Source organism: Microbulbifer maximicatervae (SeqCode), assembly GCF_052468095.1.
The window spans coordinates 4,040,316-4,059,185 of sequence record NZ_CP174332.1 but is presented as its reverse complement, the minus strand read 5'-3'; the positions used below and the strand labels follow the sequence as shown (position 1 = coordinate 4,059,185).

30 protein-coding genes are annotated in these 18,870 nt (G+C 49.7%); all 30 read left to right on the top strand.

The features are described from left to right. Positions 1-24 precede the first annotated feature (24 nt). Positions 25-690: a hypothetical protein gene (locus ACJJIL_RS17835; RefSeq protein WP_445360397.1), complete on the top strand. Its 666-nt coding sequence runs from the start codon at positions 25-27 to the stop codon at positions 688-690. Between the two features lie 173 nt (positions 691-863). Beyond that, positions 864-1,271: a D-Ala-D-Ala carboxypeptidase family metallohydrolase gene (locus ACJJIL_RS17830; RefSeq protein ID WP_445360396.1), complete on the top strand. Its 408-nt coding sequence runs from the start codon at positions 864-866 to the stop codon at positions 1,269-1,271. Next, positions 1,259-1,777, top strand: a complete 519-nt coding sequence (locus ACJJIL_RS17825; RefSeq protein ID WP_444914651.1) for a hypothetical protein — start codon at positions 1,259-1,261, stop codon at positions 1,775-1,777. The genes ACJJIL_RS17830 and ACJJIL_RS17825 overlap by 13 nt, the downstream gene beginning before the upstream one ends. Before the next feature lie 23 nt (positions 1,778-1,800). Continuing rightward, on the top strand, positions 1,801-2,028 hold the full coding sequence (locus ACJJIL_RS17820; protein ID WP_444956776.1) for a holin: 228 nt from the start codon (positions 1,801-1,803) through the stop codon (positions 2,026-2,028). Continuing rightward, complete coding sequence (locus ACJJIL_RS17815; protein ID WP_445360395.1) at positions 2,018-2,740, top strand: hypothetical protein; 723 nt, start codon at positions 2,018-2,020, stop codon at positions 2,738-2,740. The genes ACJJIL_RS17820 and ACJJIL_RS17815 overlap by 11 nt, the downstream gene beginning before the upstream one ends. A gap of 96 nt (positions 2,741-2,836) precedes the next feature. Then, complete coding sequence (locus tag ACJJIL_RS17810) at positions 2,837-3,358, top strand: hypothetical protein (RefSeq protein WP_444919103.1); 522 nt, start codon at positions 2,837-2,839, stop codon at positions 3,356-3,358. After that, positions 3,330-5,321, top strand: a complete 1,992-nt coding sequence (locus ACJJIL_RS17805) for a terminase gpA endonuclease subunit (RefSeq protein ID WP_445360394.1) — start codon at positions 3,330-3,332, stop codon at positions 5,319-5,321. Before ACJJIL_RS17810 ends, ACJJIL_RS17805 begins: the two co-directional genes overlap by 29 nt. Continuing rightward, positions 5,322-5,537 (top strand): DUF6148 family protein, encoded by a 216-nt coding sequence (locus ACJJIL_RS17800; protein ID WP_445360393.1) that lies wholly within the window; start codon positions 5,322-5,324, stop codon positions 5,535-5,537. Then, a complete protein-coding gene (locus ACJJIL_RS17795) occupies positions 5,537-7,018 on the top strand; it encodes a phage portal protein (RefSeq protein ID WP_445360392.1) in 1,482 nt (493 codons plus the stop codon). Before ACJJIL_RS17800 ends, ACJJIL_RS17795 begins: the two co-directional genes overlap by 1 nt. Before the next feature lie 9 nt (positions 7,019-7,027). Beyond that, positions 7,028-9,076, top strand: a complete 2,049-nt coding sequence (locus ACJJIL_RS17790) for a ClpP-like prohead protease/major capsid protein fusion protein (protein ID WP_445360391.1) — start codon at positions 7,028-7,030, stop codon at positions 9,074-9,076. Between the two features lie 87 nt (positions 9,077-9,163). After that, the gene (locus tag ACJJIL_RS17785) at positions 9,164-9,535 is read left to right on the top strand and encodes a capsid cement protein (RefSeq protein ID WP_445360390.1); all 372 of its coding nucleotides are present in this window, start codon (positions 9,164-9,166) and stop codon (positions 9,533-9,535) included. A gap of 7 nt (positions 9,536-9,542) precedes the next feature. After that, entirely contained in the window at positions 9,543-9,836 is a 294-nt protein-coding gene (locus ACJJIL_RS17780; RefSeq protein ID WP_445360389.1) for a head-tail joining protein, read from the top strand. Between the two features lie 295 nt (positions 9,837-10,131). Beyond that, the gene (locus tag ACJJIL_RS17775; protein ID WP_444913286.1) at positions 10,132-10,539 is read left to right on the top strand and encodes a hypothetical protein; all 408 of its coding nucleotides are present in this window, start codon (positions 10,132-10,134) and stop codon (positions 10,537-10,539) included. A 106-nt stretch (positions 10,540-10,645) separates the two neighbouring features. Next, complete coding sequence (locus tag ACJJIL_RS17770) at positions 10,646-10,999, top strand: hypothetical protein (protein ID WP_444905576.1); 354 nt, start codon at positions 10,646-10,648, stop codon at positions 10,997-10,999. Then, a complete protein-coding gene (locus ACJJIL_RS17765; RefSeq protein WP_445360388.1) occupies positions 10,990-11,475 on the top strand; it encodes a hypothetical protein in 486 nt (161 codons plus the stop codon). Before ACJJIL_RS17770 ends, ACJJIL_RS17765 begins: the two co-directional genes overlap by 10 nt. Before the next feature lie 528 nt (positions 11,476-12,003). Then, the gene (locus ACJJIL_RS17760; protein ID WP_445360387.1) at positions 12,004-12,498 is read left to right on the top strand and encodes a hypothetical protein; all 495 of its coding nucleotides are present in this window, start codon (positions 12,004-12,006) and stop codon (positions 12,496-12,498) included. A 98-nt stretch (positions 12,499-12,596) separates the two neighbouring features. Then, complete coding sequence (locus tag ACJJIL_RS17755) at positions 12,597-12,980, top strand: hypothetical protein (RefSeq protein WP_445360386.1); 384 nt, start codon at positions 12,597-12,599, stop codon at positions 12,978-12,980. Positions 12,981-13,071: 91 nt separating this feature from the next. Continuing rightward, a complete protein-coding gene (locus tag ACJJIL_RS17750; protein ID WP_445360385.1) occupies positions 13,072-13,404 on the top strand; it encodes a hypothetical protein in 333 nt (110 codons plus the stop codon). A gap of 80 nt (positions 13,405-13,484) precedes the next feature. Beyond that, positions 13,485-13,856, top strand: a complete 372-nt coding sequence (locus tag ACJJIL_RS17745) for a hypothetical protein (RefSeq protein WP_444935367.1) — start codon at positions 13,485-13,487, stop codon at positions 13,854-13,856. 106 nt (positions 13,857-13,962) lie between these two features. After that, on the top strand, positions 13,963-14,220 hold the full coding sequence (locus tag ACJJIL_RS17740; RefSeq protein ID WP_444898103.1) for a hypothetical protein: 258 nt from the start codon (positions 13,963-13,965) through the stop codon (positions 14,218-14,220). An 81-nt stretch (positions 14,221-14,301) separates the two neighbouring features. After that, positions 14,302-14,673: a hypothetical protein gene (locus ACJJIL_RS17735; protein ID WP_282931105.1), complete on the top strand. Its 372-nt coding sequence runs from the start codon at positions 14,302-14,304 to the stop codon at positions 14,671-14,673. Between the two features lie 526 nt (positions 14,674-15,199). Beyond that, positions 15,200-15,448 (top strand): DUF7336 domain-containing protein, encoded by a 249-nt coding sequence (locus tag ACJJIL_RS17730; RefSeq protein WP_445360384.1) that lies wholly within the window; start codon positions 15,200-15,202, stop codon positions 15,446-15,448. Between the two features lie 103 nt (positions 15,449-15,551). After that, positions 15,552-15,914 carry a hypothetical protein gene (locus ACJJIL_RS17725; RefSeq protein WP_445360383.1) on the top strand — a complete coding sequence of 121 codons (363 nt, stop codon included), beginning with the start codon at positions 15,552-15,554 and terminating at the stop codon, positions 15,912-15,914. Positions 15,915-16,052: 138 nt separating this feature from the next. Further along, positions 16,053-16,487 carry a hypothetical protein gene (locus ACJJIL_RS17720; RefSeq protein ID WP_445360382.1) on the top strand — a complete coding sequence of 145 codons (435 nt, stop codon included), beginning with the start codon at positions 16,053-16,055 and terminating at the stop codon, positions 16,485-16,487. A 96-nt stretch (positions 16,488-16,583) separates the two neighbouring features. Continuing rightward, on the top strand, positions 16,584-16,817 hold the full coding sequence (locus ACJJIL_RS17715; protein WP_444892212.1) for a hypothetical protein: 234 nt from the start codon (positions 16,584-16,586) through the stop codon (positions 16,815-16,817). A gap of 104 nt (positions 16,818-16,921) precedes the next feature. Continuing rightward, entirely contained in the window at positions 16,922-17,176 is a 255-nt protein-coding gene (locus ACJJIL_RS17710) for a DUF6966 domain-containing protein (protein ID WP_445360381.1), read from the top strand. A gap of 116 nt (positions 17,177-17,292) precedes the next feature. Continuing rightward, on the top strand, positions 17,293-17,685 hold the full coding sequence (gene gpU, locus ACJJIL_RS17705) for a phage tail terminator protein (RefSeq protein WP_445360380.1): 393 nt from the start codon (positions 17,293-17,295) through the stop codon (positions 17,683-17,685). A gap of 51 nt (positions 17,686-17,736) precedes the next feature. Further along, positions 17,737-18,216, top strand: coding sequence for a phage tail tube protein (locus ACJJIL_RS17700; RefSeq protein WP_444933617.1), 480 nt, complete (start codon positions 17,737-17,739; stop codon positions 18,214-18,216). A gap of 10 nt (positions 18,217-18,226) precedes the next feature. After that, complete coding sequence (locus ACJJIL_RS17695) at positions 18,227-18,586, top strand: phage tail assembly chaperone family protein, TAC (protein WP_444934967.1); 360 nt, start codon at positions 18,227-18,229, stop codon at positions 18,584-18,586. 20 nt (positions 18,587-18,606) lie between these two features. Then, the gene (locus ACJJIL_RS17690; protein ID WP_445360379.1) at positions 18,607-18,870 is read left to right on the top strand and encodes a phage tail assembly protein T; all 264 of its coding nucleotides are present in this window, start codon (positions 18,607-18,609) and stop codon (positions 18,868-18,870) included.

Below are 18,870 nucleotides of genomic sequence, written 5' to 3'. Positions count from 1 at the left end.
GTTTGATGTCTTGGGGGGAGTGATATGAGATTCGATACTGCGAGACAGGCTTGGCATGATGCGTTCGATGGGTCGGCAGCGGCGTTTGATTACGAGGCCATGGGCGGTAGGAGTACGGCCACCCTAAGCACGCGCCGGGGCCGGAAGGTGGTTATTCGGGGTGAGGTTGAGGGCAAAGCAGATCAAGTCATTTGTCGGATAGATGCGCCGCGAGTGAGTGGTGCTGAGACGGTTGTGGGGAAGGGAAGCGGTAGCCGGGTTATGGATGCCTGCGAGAGGGGAATAATTCAAAACGTTGTTGCTAGGTTGCGGGATAGTGATCCGTTGGCTTATTGCTGGGGCATGGCTGCCTACGCTCCTCCCGCAAAAAGATTTAAAGAGCGGGCGGCGCTGTTGCAGTTTTTGATGTCTGAGTTCGATAAGTGGGAGGAGCCGCACCCGCGCGAGAAGGTTAGCCAGTTGGCGTTATTTTGTATTAGTGCGTGTGCGTTGCGGGATGTTAATGGGCGATCAATCGATCTTGCCCAGGCGCGTAGTATTTTGGGGTGTGATAAGAAACGGTGGGATAGGGAGTGGAAAAGTTTATGGCAAAGATTACAACGCCGATTGGATACGCTTCCTGCCCGTGCTCTGGGCCCAGTTGCTGAGGTCGTAGAGGTTTATAAAGAAAAAATGCTGAAGGTGGGTTGACAGTGTTTGTGCCAGGATGGTACTTTTTTTCTAGCTTGCGGTTTTTCCGCTTGCAACAGAAACCCGGCTCCCCCAGCCGGGTTTTTTCGTTTTGAATCACTCATTTTTCATCCTTGTTAATGTTCTTAATGGCGCTCTTTTGGGGCGCTTTTTTTATTCCTCGGAGATTTATTGTGCTCTATCAACACTATTCCGAAATACCGGAAGAGGTGTGGCATTGGGACAATTTTTCCCCTGATGAGCCAAACCTGGCTTGTCCTTGCTGTGGTGAGTTTTATTTACACCGTCCGTCGATGGATGCGCTCCAGTTTACTCGTGACGAAATACGGCGTCCGTTAAAGATTAATAGCGGGCATCGGTGTGCATTACATAACGCGAGGGTGGGAGGGGCTGCGTTGTCCCGGCATAAGTTAATTGCATTTGATATTTCGTTATCTGGTCACAATCGTTTTGTTCTCCGTGAGGCTTGCCGTCGTGCTGGCTTCACTGGGTTCGGTTACTACCAAACATTTCTTCACGTCGATATGGGGCGTAGACGTTATTGGTATGGCGCAGGAGCTAAAAAATTATGGAATGGTTAAGTGATCTTTTAGGTGTGGGCGCTTCAGCGGTATCTGGTGGTTTGTTCGGCTTCCTGGGCTCTATTGCTGGGCAGGTGTCCCGGTATTGGCAGGAAAAGCAGCGACAGGAGTGGGAGCAAAAGAAGTGGACCCACGAGACAGAGTTGCTTGAGCTTAATATGCGGGCGAAATCACAGGAGACCGAAGCGGAGCTAGCACTAGCTGCTCAGGCTGGTTCTTGGTCTGGATTGGAGGCTAGCCATCGTAATGCTGTTGATCATCCCTCTTACCCATGGGTGGCTGCGATTAAATCACTATTTAGGCCGCTGATTACTGTGGTTCTTTGGTGTTTAGCTGCCTGGATTTTTGCTGTGGTGGTTAATGATGTATCTGAATTGCTGTCAGCAGCGGAGCGGCATGAGCTGCTGATGTATATGGTTTATTCCGTGTTCTTTACAGCCTGTACTGCAACGGCTTGGTGGTTTGGTGATCGCGCGTTAACTCCATCTAATTTCAAGAATAAGTAACCGGCAGTGAGTGAGGCTAAGCGGTGAACACTGTAGCTCAAGAGGCAGCGAGGGAAGCCATGGTTCAAAAGGTCGCCAGTGCAACTACAACGGTTGCTGCGGGTACAGCGGTAGTCGGTGGATATGCAGCGCAGGAGTTATTGGCGGTAGGTGGTTTCTTGATTGCTTTGGGTGGGTTCATTGTGAATTGGTATTACAACCATAAACGTTTGAAGCTGCAGGAGCAGCAGGGCGGGGACGATGGACGTTAGTGTAAAGCTGGATACTTCAAAGTTTGAACGGGCGACTGCTGAAATTAAAAAGCAGCTGCCCTATGCCAGTTCGGTTGCGCTGAACAATGTGGCGTTTCGTATACGGGGGGAGGAGCGTGCAGCCATTGGGCGCATCTTTGCCAATCCGGCGAACCTAACCCTGAACTCTGTACTGGTGAAGAAAGCCACTAAGCGCTCAGGTGTGGCGAAAGTCTTTATTCGTGATCAGGCCCCGAACGGCACTGCACCTAGTGAGTATCTCGCGCCCTCGGTGATTGATGAGAACCGGGCTGACAAACGCTTTGAGCGAGCGCTTCGACATGCTGGCCTCTTACCGAGTGGGATGTACGTGGTACATGGGAAGGAAGCCCGACTAAATAAGCATGGCAACATTTCGGTTGCGACCTATAAGAAGATCCTGGCAGAACTACGAGCCAACTCCGGTACTAAAAGGCGTGGATCTGACAGTTCGCAAGGCCCTAAATCTAAATATTTTGTTGGGAAAATTAATGGTGTCTTGGGTATATGGAAAAGGGCAGGGGGTAAGCGCAAGCGAACGGCTAAACCCATTCTTATTTTCCTAAAGGGAAGGCCGAACTACCGCCAGCGTTTCCCCTTTGTCCGAATTGCCGAAGGCATAGCACGGCGACACTTCCCGATAGAGCTTGATAAGGCAATGGATCGTGCCATTGCGACAGCCAAGCGGCGTTGACCTAAACGTCAACGGGTCCTCCTGAGCGACCCAGCCCACGAGCAATTCGGGCCCGTGTTTTTAACAGCTATCTGAAATTTCCTAGGGGGTTATACCTTGGCTGACAACCCATCACTTAATGATCAGGCCACTCAGTCGGGGTTCGCTCGGCTGGTGGGAACTTCTCAACCGGCAATTGCTAAGCATGTGCAGGCTGGGGTGTTACCGCAAGGCTCTACTTACAGCGTGTGGCTACAAGTTTATTGTGAGCGGCTGCGTACTGAAGCTGCTGGCCGTCAGGCTAATGAAGCTCGCAATCAGAAAGACTTGGCTGATGCAGATAAGGCTAGGATGAGCGCGGAGAAAATTAGACGCGAATTATACCGAGAGGATCAATTAATAGTTGATGTTGAGTCTGTACGTAAGGTGATGGTGGAGTGGTCCACCATTGGTAAGAATGAATTTTTAGGAGCGGTAGAAAGCATCCTTATTGCTATCGAAAGTCAGCATGCCATTACCGTCGATCGAGAACCCTTACAGCCTAGTATTGACGCTGCCCTCAGAGCTATTGGTAGTTACGAGATCGAATCTCTCGCGCCTAGTGAAGGAGGTGCGGGAAACCTGGATACCGCAGCCTAAAGTCCCGCTGATTGAGTGGTTGCCGGAAAATATCAAACTGCCGTCAGAGGATAGCGATAACGCGGGCTATTACCGCAACGATTATGTGCCTTATTTCTGGGGTGTGATGCACGCGCTGGATAATCCGGTGTCGTGGATGGTAGTGATGCAAAAGGCTGCGCAGATCGGCTGGACGGTTCTACTGGCTACCGATATCTGCAAGGTCGCCGCTACTGAGCCCGCCCGCATCCTGATGCTGTTCCCCAAAGATGAAAAAGGCCGGTTGTTTATGGATGAAAAGCTGGTACCGATAATCGAAGGTTCACCAGCAGTAAATCGGATAATTGATGTCACCACCAGCCGCAAAGGCGGTAGCCGTTCCACGCGGAAGAAATTCCCCGGTGGTGAAGTGCGCACCATTGGCTCCAACTCAATTTCCAATGTGAAATCTACTTCAGCCCGTCGGGGCTATGTAGAAGAGCCTGACGATACCAACAAAGACGTCGGTGATCAGGGCGACTCTATTCGCCACCTGCGCGAACGCCTTAAGCGGATGCGCAATAAAAAATTAATTATTGGCGGTACACCTGCGGTTGCGGATCTCTCCCAGGTAGAGCACTACACCAAACTCGGCACCATGCGTGTGTTACCGATTACCTGCCACGACTGCGGTGAGTCTCATGTGTTGGATTGGGAAAACGTCAGCTGGCTGGAGAAAGAGGGCGGCACACCGCACCCGGTATTCGGCCTGCACCAGCCAGAAAGCGCAGTGTATGGCTGCCCGCACTGTGGCAGTGAATGGGATGACTACCGCCGCCAGGCTAATATTTTGCAGACCTGCAAAACCGCGCAGGAAAATGGCGATGACTTTGCCGGTTGGGTAAAAACTCAATGCGGCGAGGATTATTCTGAGGATGAAATCGAACCGATAGAAACCTTTATGGAGCTATCGGAGCTTTATGTGTGTATCCCCGGCACCGGCCTTGCCGATGTAGTGCGGGATTTTCTTGAAGCCGAACACGAAGCGAAAAGCGGAGATGAATCGGCCCGCATTGTTTTTCAGAACAACAAACTGGGCCGGCCCTACCAGTACGCCGCCAGTCGTTTGCTGGACCATGAAAAGCTGCAAGAGGCCGCCGAGGATTACCCGGAATTAGTTTGCCCTGCCGGTGGCCTGCTGGTAACGGTTGGCATCGACGTTCAGCACGACCGACTCGCAATCACCATTCGCGCCTTTGGTCGCAATGAAGAATCCTGGCAGATGTACTGGGGCGAGATCGATGGCGATACCGCCGATAAAAAAGATGATTGCTGGTCAGCTCTGGATAAGCTGGTGTTCCAAAGTTTTGAGCATGAGCGCTTCGGCGAAATTCGCGCAGCGGCGGTAAGTATCGACTCCTCCGATGGTGGCACCAGTAACGCGGTGTATCACTGGGTACGAACCCGCGATAAAAAATATCGCGGCGTGCTGGTGATGGCGATTAAAGGTGACAGCAACGACTTCGGCACCAAGGAAATCTTCAACCAGCCCCGGCAGGTGGATTTTAACAACCCCAAGCGCCGCACCAAGGCAGACCGCTTTGGGGTAAAGGTATATATGGTTGGCACCCACAAAGCCAAAGACCTGATGGCCAAGCGGCTTCTCGGCACCAGTGCTTATATGCACAGCTGCAAGCATGTGCGGCAGGATTACTGGGAGCAGGTCACCGCTGAAGTCAAAGCCCCCAGCAAGAAAAATAAAGGCCGGGAAACCTGGCAGCCACGCCCAGGCCGACCCAATGAAGGCACGGATACCGAGGTCTACGCCCTGCACGCCGCCCACGCCATGGGCATGCACAAATACAACGAGAAAAAATGGTCCACCATCGAATCGCGCCTGGGCCAGCGCACGCTATTTAGCGAACCTCAACAAACTACAGAACAGCCCATCGTTAAAAAACCAAGGCAGCCCGCGCAGCCAGCCGGCTCTCTACTGGATAGTTAAATGTCTAAAACCGCACAAGAGATGGTCGACCTCTATATCGAGGCCGAGATAGACGTGCTCGCCGGAAAAACCACGGTCATTAACGGCCGCCAATTTACCGCCGAGAACCTGCAGGAAATCCGCGCGGGCCGTCAGGAGTGGGAGCGCCGCGCAACCGCAGAAACTTTAAAGGCCGCCGGCAAACGCCGTGGCCCCGCCTACGCGAATTTTAATTAATGAATAAATTAGATTCTGTAATCGGGTTTTTTGCACCCGAGGCTGCCCTGCGCCGCGTACAAGCCCGGCGCGCCCTGGAGATCGCCGCCGCCTATGAAGCTGCGCGCCCCAGTCGCCTGCGGAAAAACCCCGGCGATAACCGCAGCGGCGACCTGGTGCTGGAAGGCAGTGTGGAAACCCTGCGTGGCCAGGCCCGGCACCTGGAGCAAAACCACGATTTTGCCTTTGGCATTCTCACCTCCCTGGTGAACAACATTGTCGGCCCTCGCGGTATCGATGTGGAATTCCAACCCAAAACCTGGGATGGCGATATCCACGATGGTCTCGCCAGCCAAATGAATGACGCCCACAAGGAATGGGCAAGGCGCCCGGAATGTACCCGGCAATTTAGCTGGGGCAAAGCCCAGCGGCTTTTGTGTAATACCTGGCTGCGCGATGGTGAAACTTTAATGCGGCACCTACAGGGCACAGTGCCCGGCTTAAAACACCGCACCCCGGTGCCTTACACCATCGAATGCCTGGAACCGGATTTCCTGCCGGTGGATTACAACGATCCCAGCAAGCGTATTATGCAAGGCATTCAAAAATCCGCCTGGGGTGAGCCTGCGGGCTTTTGGTTGTACGACGAACACCCCGGAGCCTCATTTAACTGGCGTATGAAGCGCAGGCTTCACAGCGCCGACAATATCGAGCACCTCAAATTTGTGCGCAGGCTGCACCAGACCCGAGGGGTTTCCATTTTTGCAGCGGTAATGAATCGCCTTACCGATATTAAAGACTATGAAGAAAACGAACGCGTTGCCGCCAAGATTGCTTCAGCCATGGTGGGTTTTATCCAAAAGGGCAGTCCAGATGATTACTCGCAGAACGACGTTGATGATGAAGGAAATCGCACCTTGGCTATTCGCGCTGGTGCTATCTACGACGATTTACGGCCTGGGGAATCTGTCGGCACCATTCAAAGCAATCGCCCCAGCGGTCTACTAACGCCATTTTTAGAAACCATGCAGCGCATGACTGCCGCCGGCACCATGGCCAGCTTTAGCAGCATCAGCAAAAACTACAACGGTACTTATAGTTCGCAACGCCAGGAACTGGTGGAGCAGTGGGGAAACTACGAAACCCTCAGCTTGGAATTCTGTGAGGAAATTGTAGAGCCGGCCACCCGCCGCTGGGTGCAGATGGGTCTACTGGCGGATGTCTTTAAAGTGCCGAGTGATGTCGATCCATCCACATTAATGCACGTCGATTTTATTACCCCGGTGATGCCCTGGATTAATCCGGTCCATGAAGCCAGCGCCGATGAAACCCTGCTGGAAAATGTACTGGCCAGCCCACAGCAGACCATCCGCCGCCGAGGCAAAAAGCCGGACGATGTGATTAAGCAAACCGCTGCCTGGCAGCGGAAGCTCAAACAAAACGACATTACCACCCCAACCAAACGCGAAGCCGTACCCGCGCAAGAAACTGAATCTGAATAGGAGGCAGCCATGTCGAATAAATCCTGGTACAGCATCACCGCTGCCGCCAATACCAGTGAAGCCGATATCTATTTGTACGATTACATCGGCTACTGGGATATGACTGCCAAGGACTTTGCTCGAGACCTCAAAGCTCTCGGTGATGTCAGCAAGATCAATCTGCATATCAACTGCCCCGGCGGTGATGTGTTCGACGGCACCGCCATTTACAACCTGCTTAAAGACCATAAAGCCGAAGTAGAAACCTGGATTGAAGGCATCGCAGCCAGTATGGGCAGCGTGATCGCCCTGGCCGGGGATACGGTCCATATCGCCGAAAATGCCTATTACATGGTGCACAACCCCAGTGCCGGTGTTCGCGGTGATGAGCGCGCTCTGGAAAAAACCAAGAGCCTGCTGGCCAAAGTTAAAGCCACCATGAAAAGCCTGTATTCCTCGCGCTCCGGAATGTCGGATGAGGAAATCAGCCAAGTGATGGACGACGAGACCTGGTATACCGGCACCGAAGCGGTAGAGGCCGGCTTCGCCACCGACACCACCGCAGCCATCGAGATGGCTGCCAGCTTCAGTGCCGATCACTTAACTCAATTTAAAAACACCCCTCAAGCCATTAACGCATTGGTCATGCAGGGGCCCACTGAATTTAGATTCCCGTCTGCGGTTGCAGGCAATCCAACCCAAACCCAAACCAAGGAAGCGCAAGCCATGCCTAAAACCACCTCCACCACGCCAGCTGCAACCGCTGCGCCCGAGGTTACTCCAGAAATGAAAGCGCAGATTGCCGCCGATGCCAAAGCGCAATTTGCAGCCGATGAGAAAAATCGCAAAGACGCTATCAAAGCGGTGTTTAAAGGCTTCGACGCGCACAGCACCGTCATGCAAACCTGTTTGGATGATATGGACTGCACCGCCGAAAAAGCCAAAGACAAACTGCTCACAGCCCTCGGCAGCCAAACCCCAACCCCCGTGCAAAGCTACAGCGTGGTGGTGCAGGAAGGTGAGGGCATTAAGCGCATGAAAGCCGATGCGGAAAATGCGATTGCCGTACGTGCCCTCGGTGAAAAGCGCACAGAGGGCAATGAACTCAGCGGCTACACCATGATGGAGATTGCTCGGATTTTGATGCAGGCCCACGGCCAAAGCCTGTCCGGATTGGACCGGATGGGTGTGGTCGCTGCAGCGTTTACCCATAGCTCGGGTGACTTCGCAACGGTACTCGGCAATATCGCCAATAAATCCATGCTCAAAGGCTATGAAGAAGCACAGGAAATCTTCCCGCGCTTTACCAGTGTCGGCAACCTCAGTGACTTTAAACTCACCACCCGCACAGACCTGGGCAGCTTCCCCTCACTGCGCCAAGTGGCACCGGGGGCAGAATTTAAATATGTAAGTATCGGCGAACGGGCCGAAACTGCCGCTTTGGCCACTTACGGGGAACTCTTCTCCATTAACCGCCAGGCGATTATTAATGACGACCTGGGAGCCTTCACCCGCATCCCGCAAAAGATGGGACTCGCCGCCGTGCGTACCGTTGGGGATCTGGTGTTCAGCATCCTGCTCAACAACCCCAAAATGGCAGATGGAAAAGCCCTGTTCCATGCGGATCATGGCAACCTAGCCAGCGCCGCTCTAATCAATACGGCCAGCATCGATGCTGCACGGGTGAAGATGGGCAAGCAAAAGGATGGCAGCGCAGTGCTCAATATCCGGCCCAAGTTCCTGCTCTGTGATATTGCCGACGAGGGCAGCGCAAAGGTTGCCTTGGAATCCGAATTCGAAGTGGGCGAATCCACTAAAAACAACACCACACCGAACAGCGTGCGCAATATCGCTGAAGTGCTCTCTGATGCTCGCCTTAGCGGACACAACGGCTGGTACCTCAATGCCGACCCGGTAGCGCATGACACCATCGAAGTGCTCTATCTGGATGGCCAGCAGGCCCCGGTGTTAGAAGAGCAAAATGGCTGGAGTATCGACGGGGTGGAATTCAAAGTCCGCCTGGATGCCGCCTCCAAAGCCTGGGATCCAAAAGGCATGGTGAAAACACCCAAAACCTAATTCCAATCCCAACTGAAACTAAACCGGAAAGGGCCGCACTACGCGGCCTTTTTTATTTCTACCGCTTTATCCACTGAGAGAAAGAATATGGCTACGAATTTTGTACAAGATGGGCGCATGCTCGATTTCACCAACAACACCAGCGCCGCGATTAGCTCCGGCCAGGTGGTAATCGCAGGTGCCGTCCTGGGTGTGGCGATGGATGATATCGCCGTGGGCGACTCCGGGGTGATTGCCATTGATGGCGTATTCACCGTGCCCAAGGTATCCGCCGCAGAGATCAATCAGGGCGAAACCCTCACCTGGGTAACCGCCTCCAGCTCATTCGATAGTAATGCAGCCACCGCAGCCACTGGCGATATCACCGGCTCCACCGCCTTCGCCGCAGAGGCTGCCGGGAATGGCGTTTCCAGTTTTGCCGTGAAGTTTACCGGCGTACCGGGCACCGTTAAATCCTAGGTGAATCATGGATTTGGACCAGAGAGCCGCAGAGCGCGCGTTTCGCAAATGGGGCAAGGCCGCTACCTATGATGGTGGCGGCGGCGAGCCTATTGATTGCAAGGTGATCCTTGATCAGGAAATCGACGAGTTCGATGAGGAGGAGCGGCTGCGGGTGCCGCGTATTGAGTTGAGCCTGCTGGTGAGTGAGGTGGGGGCTTATAACCCTGATGCGGTGATTACGCTGGGTGGTGTGGAGTACACGGTGCGCAAGCGGCTGGCGGATGATGGGGTGGTTTGGCGGGTGCTGGTGGATGGGTAGCCCCAGCGGGTAGTTCAGCACAGGATTTATGATCGTTGTGACTGTTATTTTTTTGAGTTGCTCAAAATCACGAATAAATGCTTTAAAATCAGTGGGTTAAAGGGACGGTTAAAAATGGGGATAGTGGTCAAGTTGATCATTTTTCTAGATGGGCCGGTAGTACCAAATGATCGTAATCTATTGATTTAGTGGAAGAAGATGGCGTGTTGGCGTAAATTTGTATCAGAAATAGTAGTCAAAATAATAGTGGTCATGATGACCACTATATAAATGTTAGCAGTCTACGGAGGCATAGTTGAGACCTCTACGAAAACTATTGCTACTTCTGGAAGTAGTTATTTGCTTTGGCCCCTCACTTTTAATATTAGCGATGGGGTTAATCGTTATTCCTGTAGCGATATCATCCCTACTTGAAGGTCAATTTTCGGGCCTATACCTTATGGCGATGCTATTAGGTGGTAGCTTTGGTATGGTAGGGATTATATCGTTAGTATTAAAAATTATTGAGCCAGAGAGTAGTGTATTGTCACCAACCAAAATCAAAATATTCATGGCTATGGGACTTATATCCATATTAGGTTTCCTCTTCATGGTTTCTGAAGGCGGAATAAGTTGGCAAATGGTGGTGCTGTGTCTACCAATTTTGTCGTCGCTACACCTGCTTTACTTAGGTCGGCGATATGTACTTTCTATCAGCCGCTAACAAATACAGGCAGGTTGCTCCGGCCCTGCAGGCCTGCGCGGGACAGCCTACGCTATGCTTCGGCCGCCCCTGCTGTGGGCGTTATGAGTCTTTAGGGGTTCAGTGGATGAGGAATTTTATAACACCCCTCTGTTTGTTGATGTCGTTTGAGGTTCAAGCAAATGACTACTTAGAAAACAAGAGGTGGAGAGATGATTTTACCGAAGGGCTTTGGAAGGGGTGCATCGATAAAACAATCGTTCAGTCAGGGTACTTCGCTGAGTTTGGTAACATATCAAAAGAGTATTTTGAAAATCCGCGAGATCCATATTTAATAAAAATTAAAGAAGCCTGCAGTTGTCAAACAAAGTACTTTGAAGAAAATTACAGTACAGAAAACTTGAAGGAGATCCTTTCTGGACCAAAAGTTACACAGGCATTTTCTGTGTTGGCGGCAGGGTTGGCGGAATCATGCAATTAACTCATAACAAGTTGCCGCACAATCGCCCTTCGGGCTGGACCTCCCTTTCGGTCGGCCTGTGGGCAAGGCGTTATGAATTCATGAGAAATACTAAATCAATACTACTACTAGTTCTCTTGGGGCTGACCGCTTGTAGTAATAAGCCGTCCGGTGGGTTTATGCGAGGAGATGTGCCTATGGTTGTCGGTATGTTTGAAAATTACTATGGCAAGCATGTTCAAGTTGTCGGTTATATGTACAAACCGCCTAGAGGCAATGTTTTAGTATTAATTCCATCAAAAGATCATATTAATTTACAGACACAGCCTCCAGCTAACGTATTGAGTTTACTGTTATTCTCCGACACAGCAATTAGAAATGGCAGCGTTCACTCCGAGATGGAAGGCTGTATCGGTAAGACTACCTATGTGTCTGGGCTAGTCGGCATTTTTTCTGGGTTACCTGCAATTGAAGAGATTCGTGAAGTGGCGTGCTAAATTCATAACAAACGCAAGCAGGATGCTCCGGCCCTTCGGGCCTCCGCGGGACGCCCAACGCTATGCACATTTTGTGCGGATCGCTTCGCTCCCAGTTTCGCACAAAATATGCATAGCATTGGTCGCCCCTGTTGCGGGCGTTATTGTGGCGGTCGGTTTTATTGATTTTTCGTGGTAACTGAAGGTTTCGTGCCACTAAATAGCATCTGGTATTGAGCAATTTTACTGATTGCTATTCAGGCAGTTTCGCTCCAAGAGTGTTCGCTCGGGTGTTGTAAAAAGAGGCAGTCCGCTGCAATTTCGCGGATTGCCAGTAAGATAGGAATTGGTTAGGGAAAGTGCGGTATTCTTCCCTCGTAAATATTGGGCAGCGGCCAGCCAAACTATGGCTGGCAAAGTGCTAGTAGTCGGTCCCGAGCGCGCCAGCCATAACCAGGCTAGGCAAGCTCGCCCAACCCCTTCGGGGCTGGGCTGGACAGCCTACGCGTTGCTTCGGCTGCCCTTGCTAGCGGCGTTATATGAGGCTGTATGAATAGAAAGAGCGTTGCAGCAACAGTGAATGCAGTTTGTTTTGAGAAGTTTGTTGAAGCTGAGACACCTGATGGCACATTAATAAGATATGTTCATGTGTTTGACCGTCCTTATGATAAGGAACAGATTGGAATTACAGAAGATGGATTTTGGTGCGTCGCGACCAGCAGTATCGTTTGGCAGGTAAAGTCAGTCCACCAAGCACATTTTTTCTATTTATTTTTCTATTCAAAAATTGCACATGTAATAGAGTTGATCAAGGAAGGCCTAAAAAATTTAGGTCTTCCCGAAAATGCTCTGATGACGTTTCCATTTGATGAGCTAGTAATCGGAGCCCTCCAAGGTGGTTGGAGAAAGCAGGCTTTGGATTGGATCGATCAAGGTTACCCTTTAAACGATGAGATGATTCTCATTCTTTGTGACAATGACAAGCAATCTAAATTATGGATAAATCATCAAAAAGAGCGATTTCATGACCTGTTCAACATATAACAAGGTGATGATGTTCGTTCCGGCCCTGCGGGCCTCCACCGGACGTTCGCTGCTTCGCAACGCCCGCCGCATATCACGGCGTTATGTGCGGATAGATCATGGAATATAGTTTAGAGCTAGCCTTCAATCTGAAAAAAGATGTTTCCGCCGAAGAAGCGGATAAACTAGCATCAATAATTATCGAATCTGAAAAAACTAGTAATAAACAAAGGGCATATGAAGCAGCTGTGGCTTTATGCAATATTGGGGGATGCCGAACAGAGGGGTTGGGGTACTCTGAGGAGGTTAGTGACATTGTCGCATCGTGGGTAAATGATGTGTTTGATGAATCAAATATAGAATTCTGTCACAGGCTGGCGGAGGTTCTGTGTGAATTAACTTCGAGTAAGGCGAAAGAAATAACTTTGAACCTATATCACAAAGCTAATAATCCAAATGTAAAAGAGCAGCTAATAGAGGCCTATATGTATGGCGGCACATAACAAGGCCATCAACCATCGCCCACTGCGTGGGCTGGACCTCCAAACCGCTGCGCGGTTTTCCGGCCGGTTATGGCGGCGTTAAACGATAATTATGGAAATCACACTATTAGATCCAGAATCAAAAGTAATCGCTGAAGATGACAGCGATGGTATTTTCGAATTTGATGAAGGAAGTTCGGTTGTTTACAAACACCACTCTGATCAAAAGGTTTGGTATGTAAATCACAACTATAATCATTTTAAAGAGTCGGTTGATGCTTTCAATTCCTATAACGATGCCATTGATGCGAATCAATCGGAAGAAAAACAGCTTGCATTAGTAGCGCAACTGAAAAGCCGCTTAATAAAAATAGAGGATTTTCAGTCACTGAATAACTCGTACTGGGAGTCTATTTTGCAGCAGTGTGAATGGGGGCAACTGTGACGTTTAACAAATTCAGGCAGCATCGCCCCTACGGGGCTGGACGGCTTCGCCGCCGCTGCTAAAGGCGTTAAGGCTCACAAGTGAACAACATTAAGTCGATAATTAGCTTGGTTAGTCTTGGTGTTATTGCCATATTGATTTGGCTGTTCTTTTCAGCAGCTCAATCATTTAGGAAAGATCACTACAAAGGAATTTTGGAATTCGGCTTTGAAGTGAGAGCATTTAGGGTCTGTGAAGGTGGTCAATCGCTCTGGGTTTCTAGAGGTGTTGTTGATAAATTCAAGAAAAAATATGAGCCGAATGGCCTTCTTTATTACCCTCCGCTCTACGTTGAGATGAAAGCGGCCCTGTCTAAGAAGGGAAGATATGGGTATGGCGGGATATACGAATATGAAATCGTACCGGTAGAAATTATAGAACTCACAGATATAGTGCCTCCGGAGTGCGAATGACTACTGTAGGCCTTAACAAGTTGCGGCACAATCACCGCTGCGCGGTTGGACAACCAAACCTTTGGTTTGTCTGCCTGTGCGCAAAGCGTTAAATACAGGGAATTAAATGAAGAAAGGAAACAAGACTACAGGAATACAATTGCTGATCTTATTGGGCTTGTTTGTTGCTTCTATCGTTTGGTGGAGGCTTTGGTTTTACCAAGGCTTTGTTGGTCCCATTCCTTTCTTACATTGGTTTATCCACGTGGATGGTGAGGCCTCGTATGACTTAACCTATTGTGAAATGTTTATTCAACTCATACTGGTTTGGTTATCATCTAATGTGTTTTACTATGTTAAAAAACGTTATGGTAAAAGCATTTAACCAGCTCAGGCACGCGACCCACTTTTCGTTCCGCCTTTCGGCTCCACAAAAAGCGCTCGCATGCTAAAGACGTTATGCATCATGAATAAATTACCACTCATCATACTTATCTCGCTTCTTTCGGCATGCGCAACCTATAAAGTTGAGCCGGAGGACAAATTTAGTGAAGCTATAAGCGATAAAGATGCTGTCGCCGTAACAAGAGTAAATAAGTGGCCAGAAGGCAATCATTGTTTTGAACCAATGATGTACGTACTCACGCTAGGCATTATCCCTACCCACTGCATCAATACATACAGTGTTTCATCCGGGTCACAAGAGCTTGGTCAGGTTAAAGTTACCTCAATGCAAGGCTGGGTAGCTCTTTTAATAGCTCCATTTCCAAATTGGCAGTATGGTTACACCAATGAGGTGGAGTCTGAAATCAAAGATATGGTGCAGGTAGCAGAGTAAAATGCATAACCAGGCCAGGCAAGATCGCCCAACCGGAGGCTGGGCTGGACAGCCTACGCTCTGCTTCGGCTGCCCTTGCTGGCAACGTTATGTGCTTCAACGAAGAGATATGAACTTTGAGTAAATGGCTTTACCTAATAGTTGTTTTTGTCATGGCCGGTTTGCTTTATCCAATAATCTATCTCCTGGGCCTAGAAAGGTTAGGGGGCGGAGCTTTACTGAAGGTCCCGGAGTTCATCTTGTATAGCGTGCTAATAGGATTCTTCTTGTATCCGTTCATGGAGGGTTATAGACGCTATAAAATGGGTAGTCACTCATTGGCTGTTATTTTTCTTATCTCCGGAATAATTTTACCAGTTATAAGTGGCGCTTTTTTAATAATTTTATTTGAATCTATGTTGAAGTCTGGAAGCCATGGATGACACAGCAGCACATAACCAGGCCAAGCAAGCTCGCCCAGCTATGAGCTGGGCTGGACGGCCTACGCTACGCTTCGGCCGCCCTTGTTGGCAACGTTAAGCACACTATGAAATCTGCATTTTTATTACAGCACTTACACGTCATCGCAGAAGATAATGAATGTGTAAAAGTCATTGGTCTCTACGCAAGTAAAGAGGATGCCCTAGGCGCTATTGAAAGGTTAGCTTCTCAACCTGGGTTCTCTGGTTGCCCAAAGCTAATTGATCCTCTTGAGGACGATGAGGAAAGTGGGTTTTATATTGATGAATATGAGATAGGCCAAGACCATTGGTCCGAGGGGTACGTTACAGTCTAATGCTTAACAAGGCCAATCACGGATGCCAGCAGAGCTGGCTGGACCTACATTCCGCAGCTTCGCTGCTCCATTTCGGCCCGTGACGGCGGCGTTATAACTCCTAATGAAGATATTGACAGTAGCACTTTTCCTTCTCTTAACTAGCTTTGCCTCAGCTGAGGAGCTCGTCGTCATTGGAAATCTTGAGTTTCTAAAAGATACAGAAATCACGTCATCCGAGATTTGCTATGAAGACGATAAAGAGAGCTGCCATCCTTGGGCAACATTCTACTTATACAAAATGAAAGTAGTTGCGTCTGTGGATGAGCGTGTGACGCGGAAACAGTTTAATGTCATCTATGGCCGTCACGCCCTTATGAAGAATGACATCCACTCTGTTAAAGTGTCGCTAAAAGAACTACCTGTGGGGAACAAGTTTGGAGCGTCCTATCAGGTCATCGAGATCCATGAGGCTCCGAAATTATAACAAGTGCCGGCACAAATACGCGCTTCGCGCTTTGGACTCGCAACAAGTTACTCGCCTGTGCGGCGGGCGTTAGCTTTTTTTGAGCTTGAGATATATTACTGACATAAAACATAAATGGGGATGAAGTGGAACATGGAAATGACTGAAAAAGTAAAGGGCACAGTAAAATTCAGAGGGCTATTAGGCAGTCTAGTTATTAGCATCGGTGGATACTTTGCAACAATTTTAGCGTTCGCGGTTTTTTATACTGCTGATAGGGTCTTAGGAAATAATCTCCCATTAGATGAACCAGATCCAGATAAACTAATAGTAAAAATGATTAACTTTGCAGTAGGAATGTTGTTCCCATTCTTGGCAGGTATTTATTGCGGGAGAAAGAATAGAAACTCGATGACATACACTCACTACTTGTTGATTTTAGTAACTGGGTTGTATGTTGGTTACCTGATCAAAGGCCAGCTAGAATTAACTTTTGTAGTCTTGTACTCCATCTTAGCAATGTTCGTTGTGTATTCGGGATATAAACTTGGTGGCAGGGGTGTAGGTAAATTCGCTAATCGACCCATAAGCTAACAAGCGGCTTCTGTCGGACTGGTAAAAGCTCCGGCTTCGCCTCCACTTTTACCAGCCGTAGAGCCGGCGTTATAGCTCCTTAATGGATAATGCGGAATGTACGAGCTGTTTAATATTTCCAATATCGAAGCCCTGGGTATATTGCTATGGTTTTGTGTTGTATTAGCTCTTAGCTATATGCTAGCTATCAAAAAAACCTTAAAGGTTAAACGAGCGGTTGTAGTTGGTGGATTTATGGCATTATTACCTCCTCTGGCAATTATATATTTGGTCTCGCTGCTACTTAGAAAAAGCCTTTCTGTATCAGAGAGATTAGATGAGACGTTATAACAAAACGCTGAAAATTCGCCCCCAAAAAACGTGGGCTGGACCTCCGGCAAAAAAATGTCTCGGGCCTTTTAGCTTTGCGTTATGTTTTAGGAGAGATCTAGCTTTTGTACACAGATATGCTCGAGGAGATGATTGCTTTACTCAGAAAGTGCGATAATGAGCATTGGGCAAAGTGGTTTCAAATAGCCCTCGATTTATATGCATCTGGGAAATCATCAAGATCTTATTCAAAGGTTCTTGGCGCATATGGTGGTATGGGTAGTTTCAATGATGTTTTTTGGAATTTACCACAACAAGAACACGACAGGCTCGAATACCTAAAAGAGGCTGTTTGGGTCTATGCAAAAAAGCATTCGTAGCAAAAGCATAACAAGGCTATATAGCCATCAAAAAGACGGCTGGTAAAAATCACAAAAGTTACTCAAACCCGCACCAGCGGGTTTTTTTATGCCCAAAATTCCTGGAGCAATCCCCAATGACCCAACGTATCACCATCCGCGATGCTGTATTAAGCAAACTAAAAACCCTATCCGGCTACAACTTCCCCTCAGCCGGAACCACCGAAGGCATCGAACGGGAAAAGCTGCCGGCAATCCTCGTTGGCTTTGCCACGGAACAGACACAGCAAGAGTTCTCAGGCACCACCCGCCAGTTGGATCTTGTGGTTGCGGTAGTGGTGCATAGCCGGGGGGATATCTATGAATTACTGGATCAAGCTACCGAGGATGTTGAGAGTGTCCTGCAGGATCGAACCCTGGGCGGTGCTTGTGAAATCTTCGCTCTATCACAAACCGATTTCGCCCTGGATCAGGACCACCCCTTGGGCGAGGTGCGCCTGACCTACAGCGCCCAATATTCCACTGAATGACGCACCCCCGCGTCGATTATTAATTTCCACTAAAGCGACTGGAGAATCCCTATGTCCCAATTGGCTCAGGGTACCAATATCTATTTTATCGACCCGGCTGGTTCTGGTGATACCGTGAAGGTGATCACCGGGGTAACCTCATTTAATCCCGGCGGCAGTCCCGCCGACCAGCTGGATGACACTTCCCTGGAAGACCTGGATAAGAAGTTCAAGCGCGGCCTGCGTACACCGGGGCAGGCATCGGTAGGGCTCAAAATAAACCCGCAGAACGCGGTGCATAAGCGCCTGCATGAACTGTCCCAGGATGACACGGTGGATAGCATTAAGTGGGCGGTGGGCTGGAGTGATGGCACTGAAGCACCCACCGTAACCACCGGCGAGTGGACACTGCCCACCACTCGCACTTGGTTCACCTTTGAAGGCTATGTGGCTGACTTCCCCTTTGATTTCCAGCTGAACACCTTGGTCAGCGGTGAAATGTCGATCCAGCGCAGCGGCGGTTCTGCCTGGACGCCCAAAAATATAACGTAAGGGGTAACCCATGGAATTATCAATTGAATCCCTGCAGCAGCAGGGCAGCTTTTCCGGTGCGCCGGTTAAGCGTTCCATTACCTGGAAGCAGGGCGATGAGGAGTTCACGGCGACGGTTTATATTCGCCGTTTCTCCTACTACAGCGCCGTCAATGATGTGGAGGCCTTGCGCGGTAAGGTCGATTTGGTTGCCGGGCGTATTGCCGCCTGTGTTGTCGATGCCGAGGGCAAGCCGGTATTTACCCCGGCAGATGTTACCGGTGAGGCAGACCCGGAGCGTGGCCCCCTTAATGAGAATCTGACCCAGGCGCTGCTAATGGAAATCGGTGCGGTCAATAACCTGGGAAAGGTGAAAAGCTCAGCGAGCTAGAGGAACTCTGGCACGAGCTGGTGCTAAACGGCATTGGCGGTTGCACCATCGAAGAGGCCCAGCGGCGGCTGAGCTATCAAGAAGTACAAAGCTGGGCGAAATATCGTGAGCTGCGCGGCTCCCTGCATCCGGGAATGCGCACTGAAAGATCCACGGCATTACTTGCCACCCTCTACGCCAATACCCATCGCGGTAAAGGCGCCCCCGCAAAAATCACAGACTTTATGCCCCATGAGAAGGAGCCGGAAATCTCGCTGGAACAAGCGATGAAGACCTGGTACTAA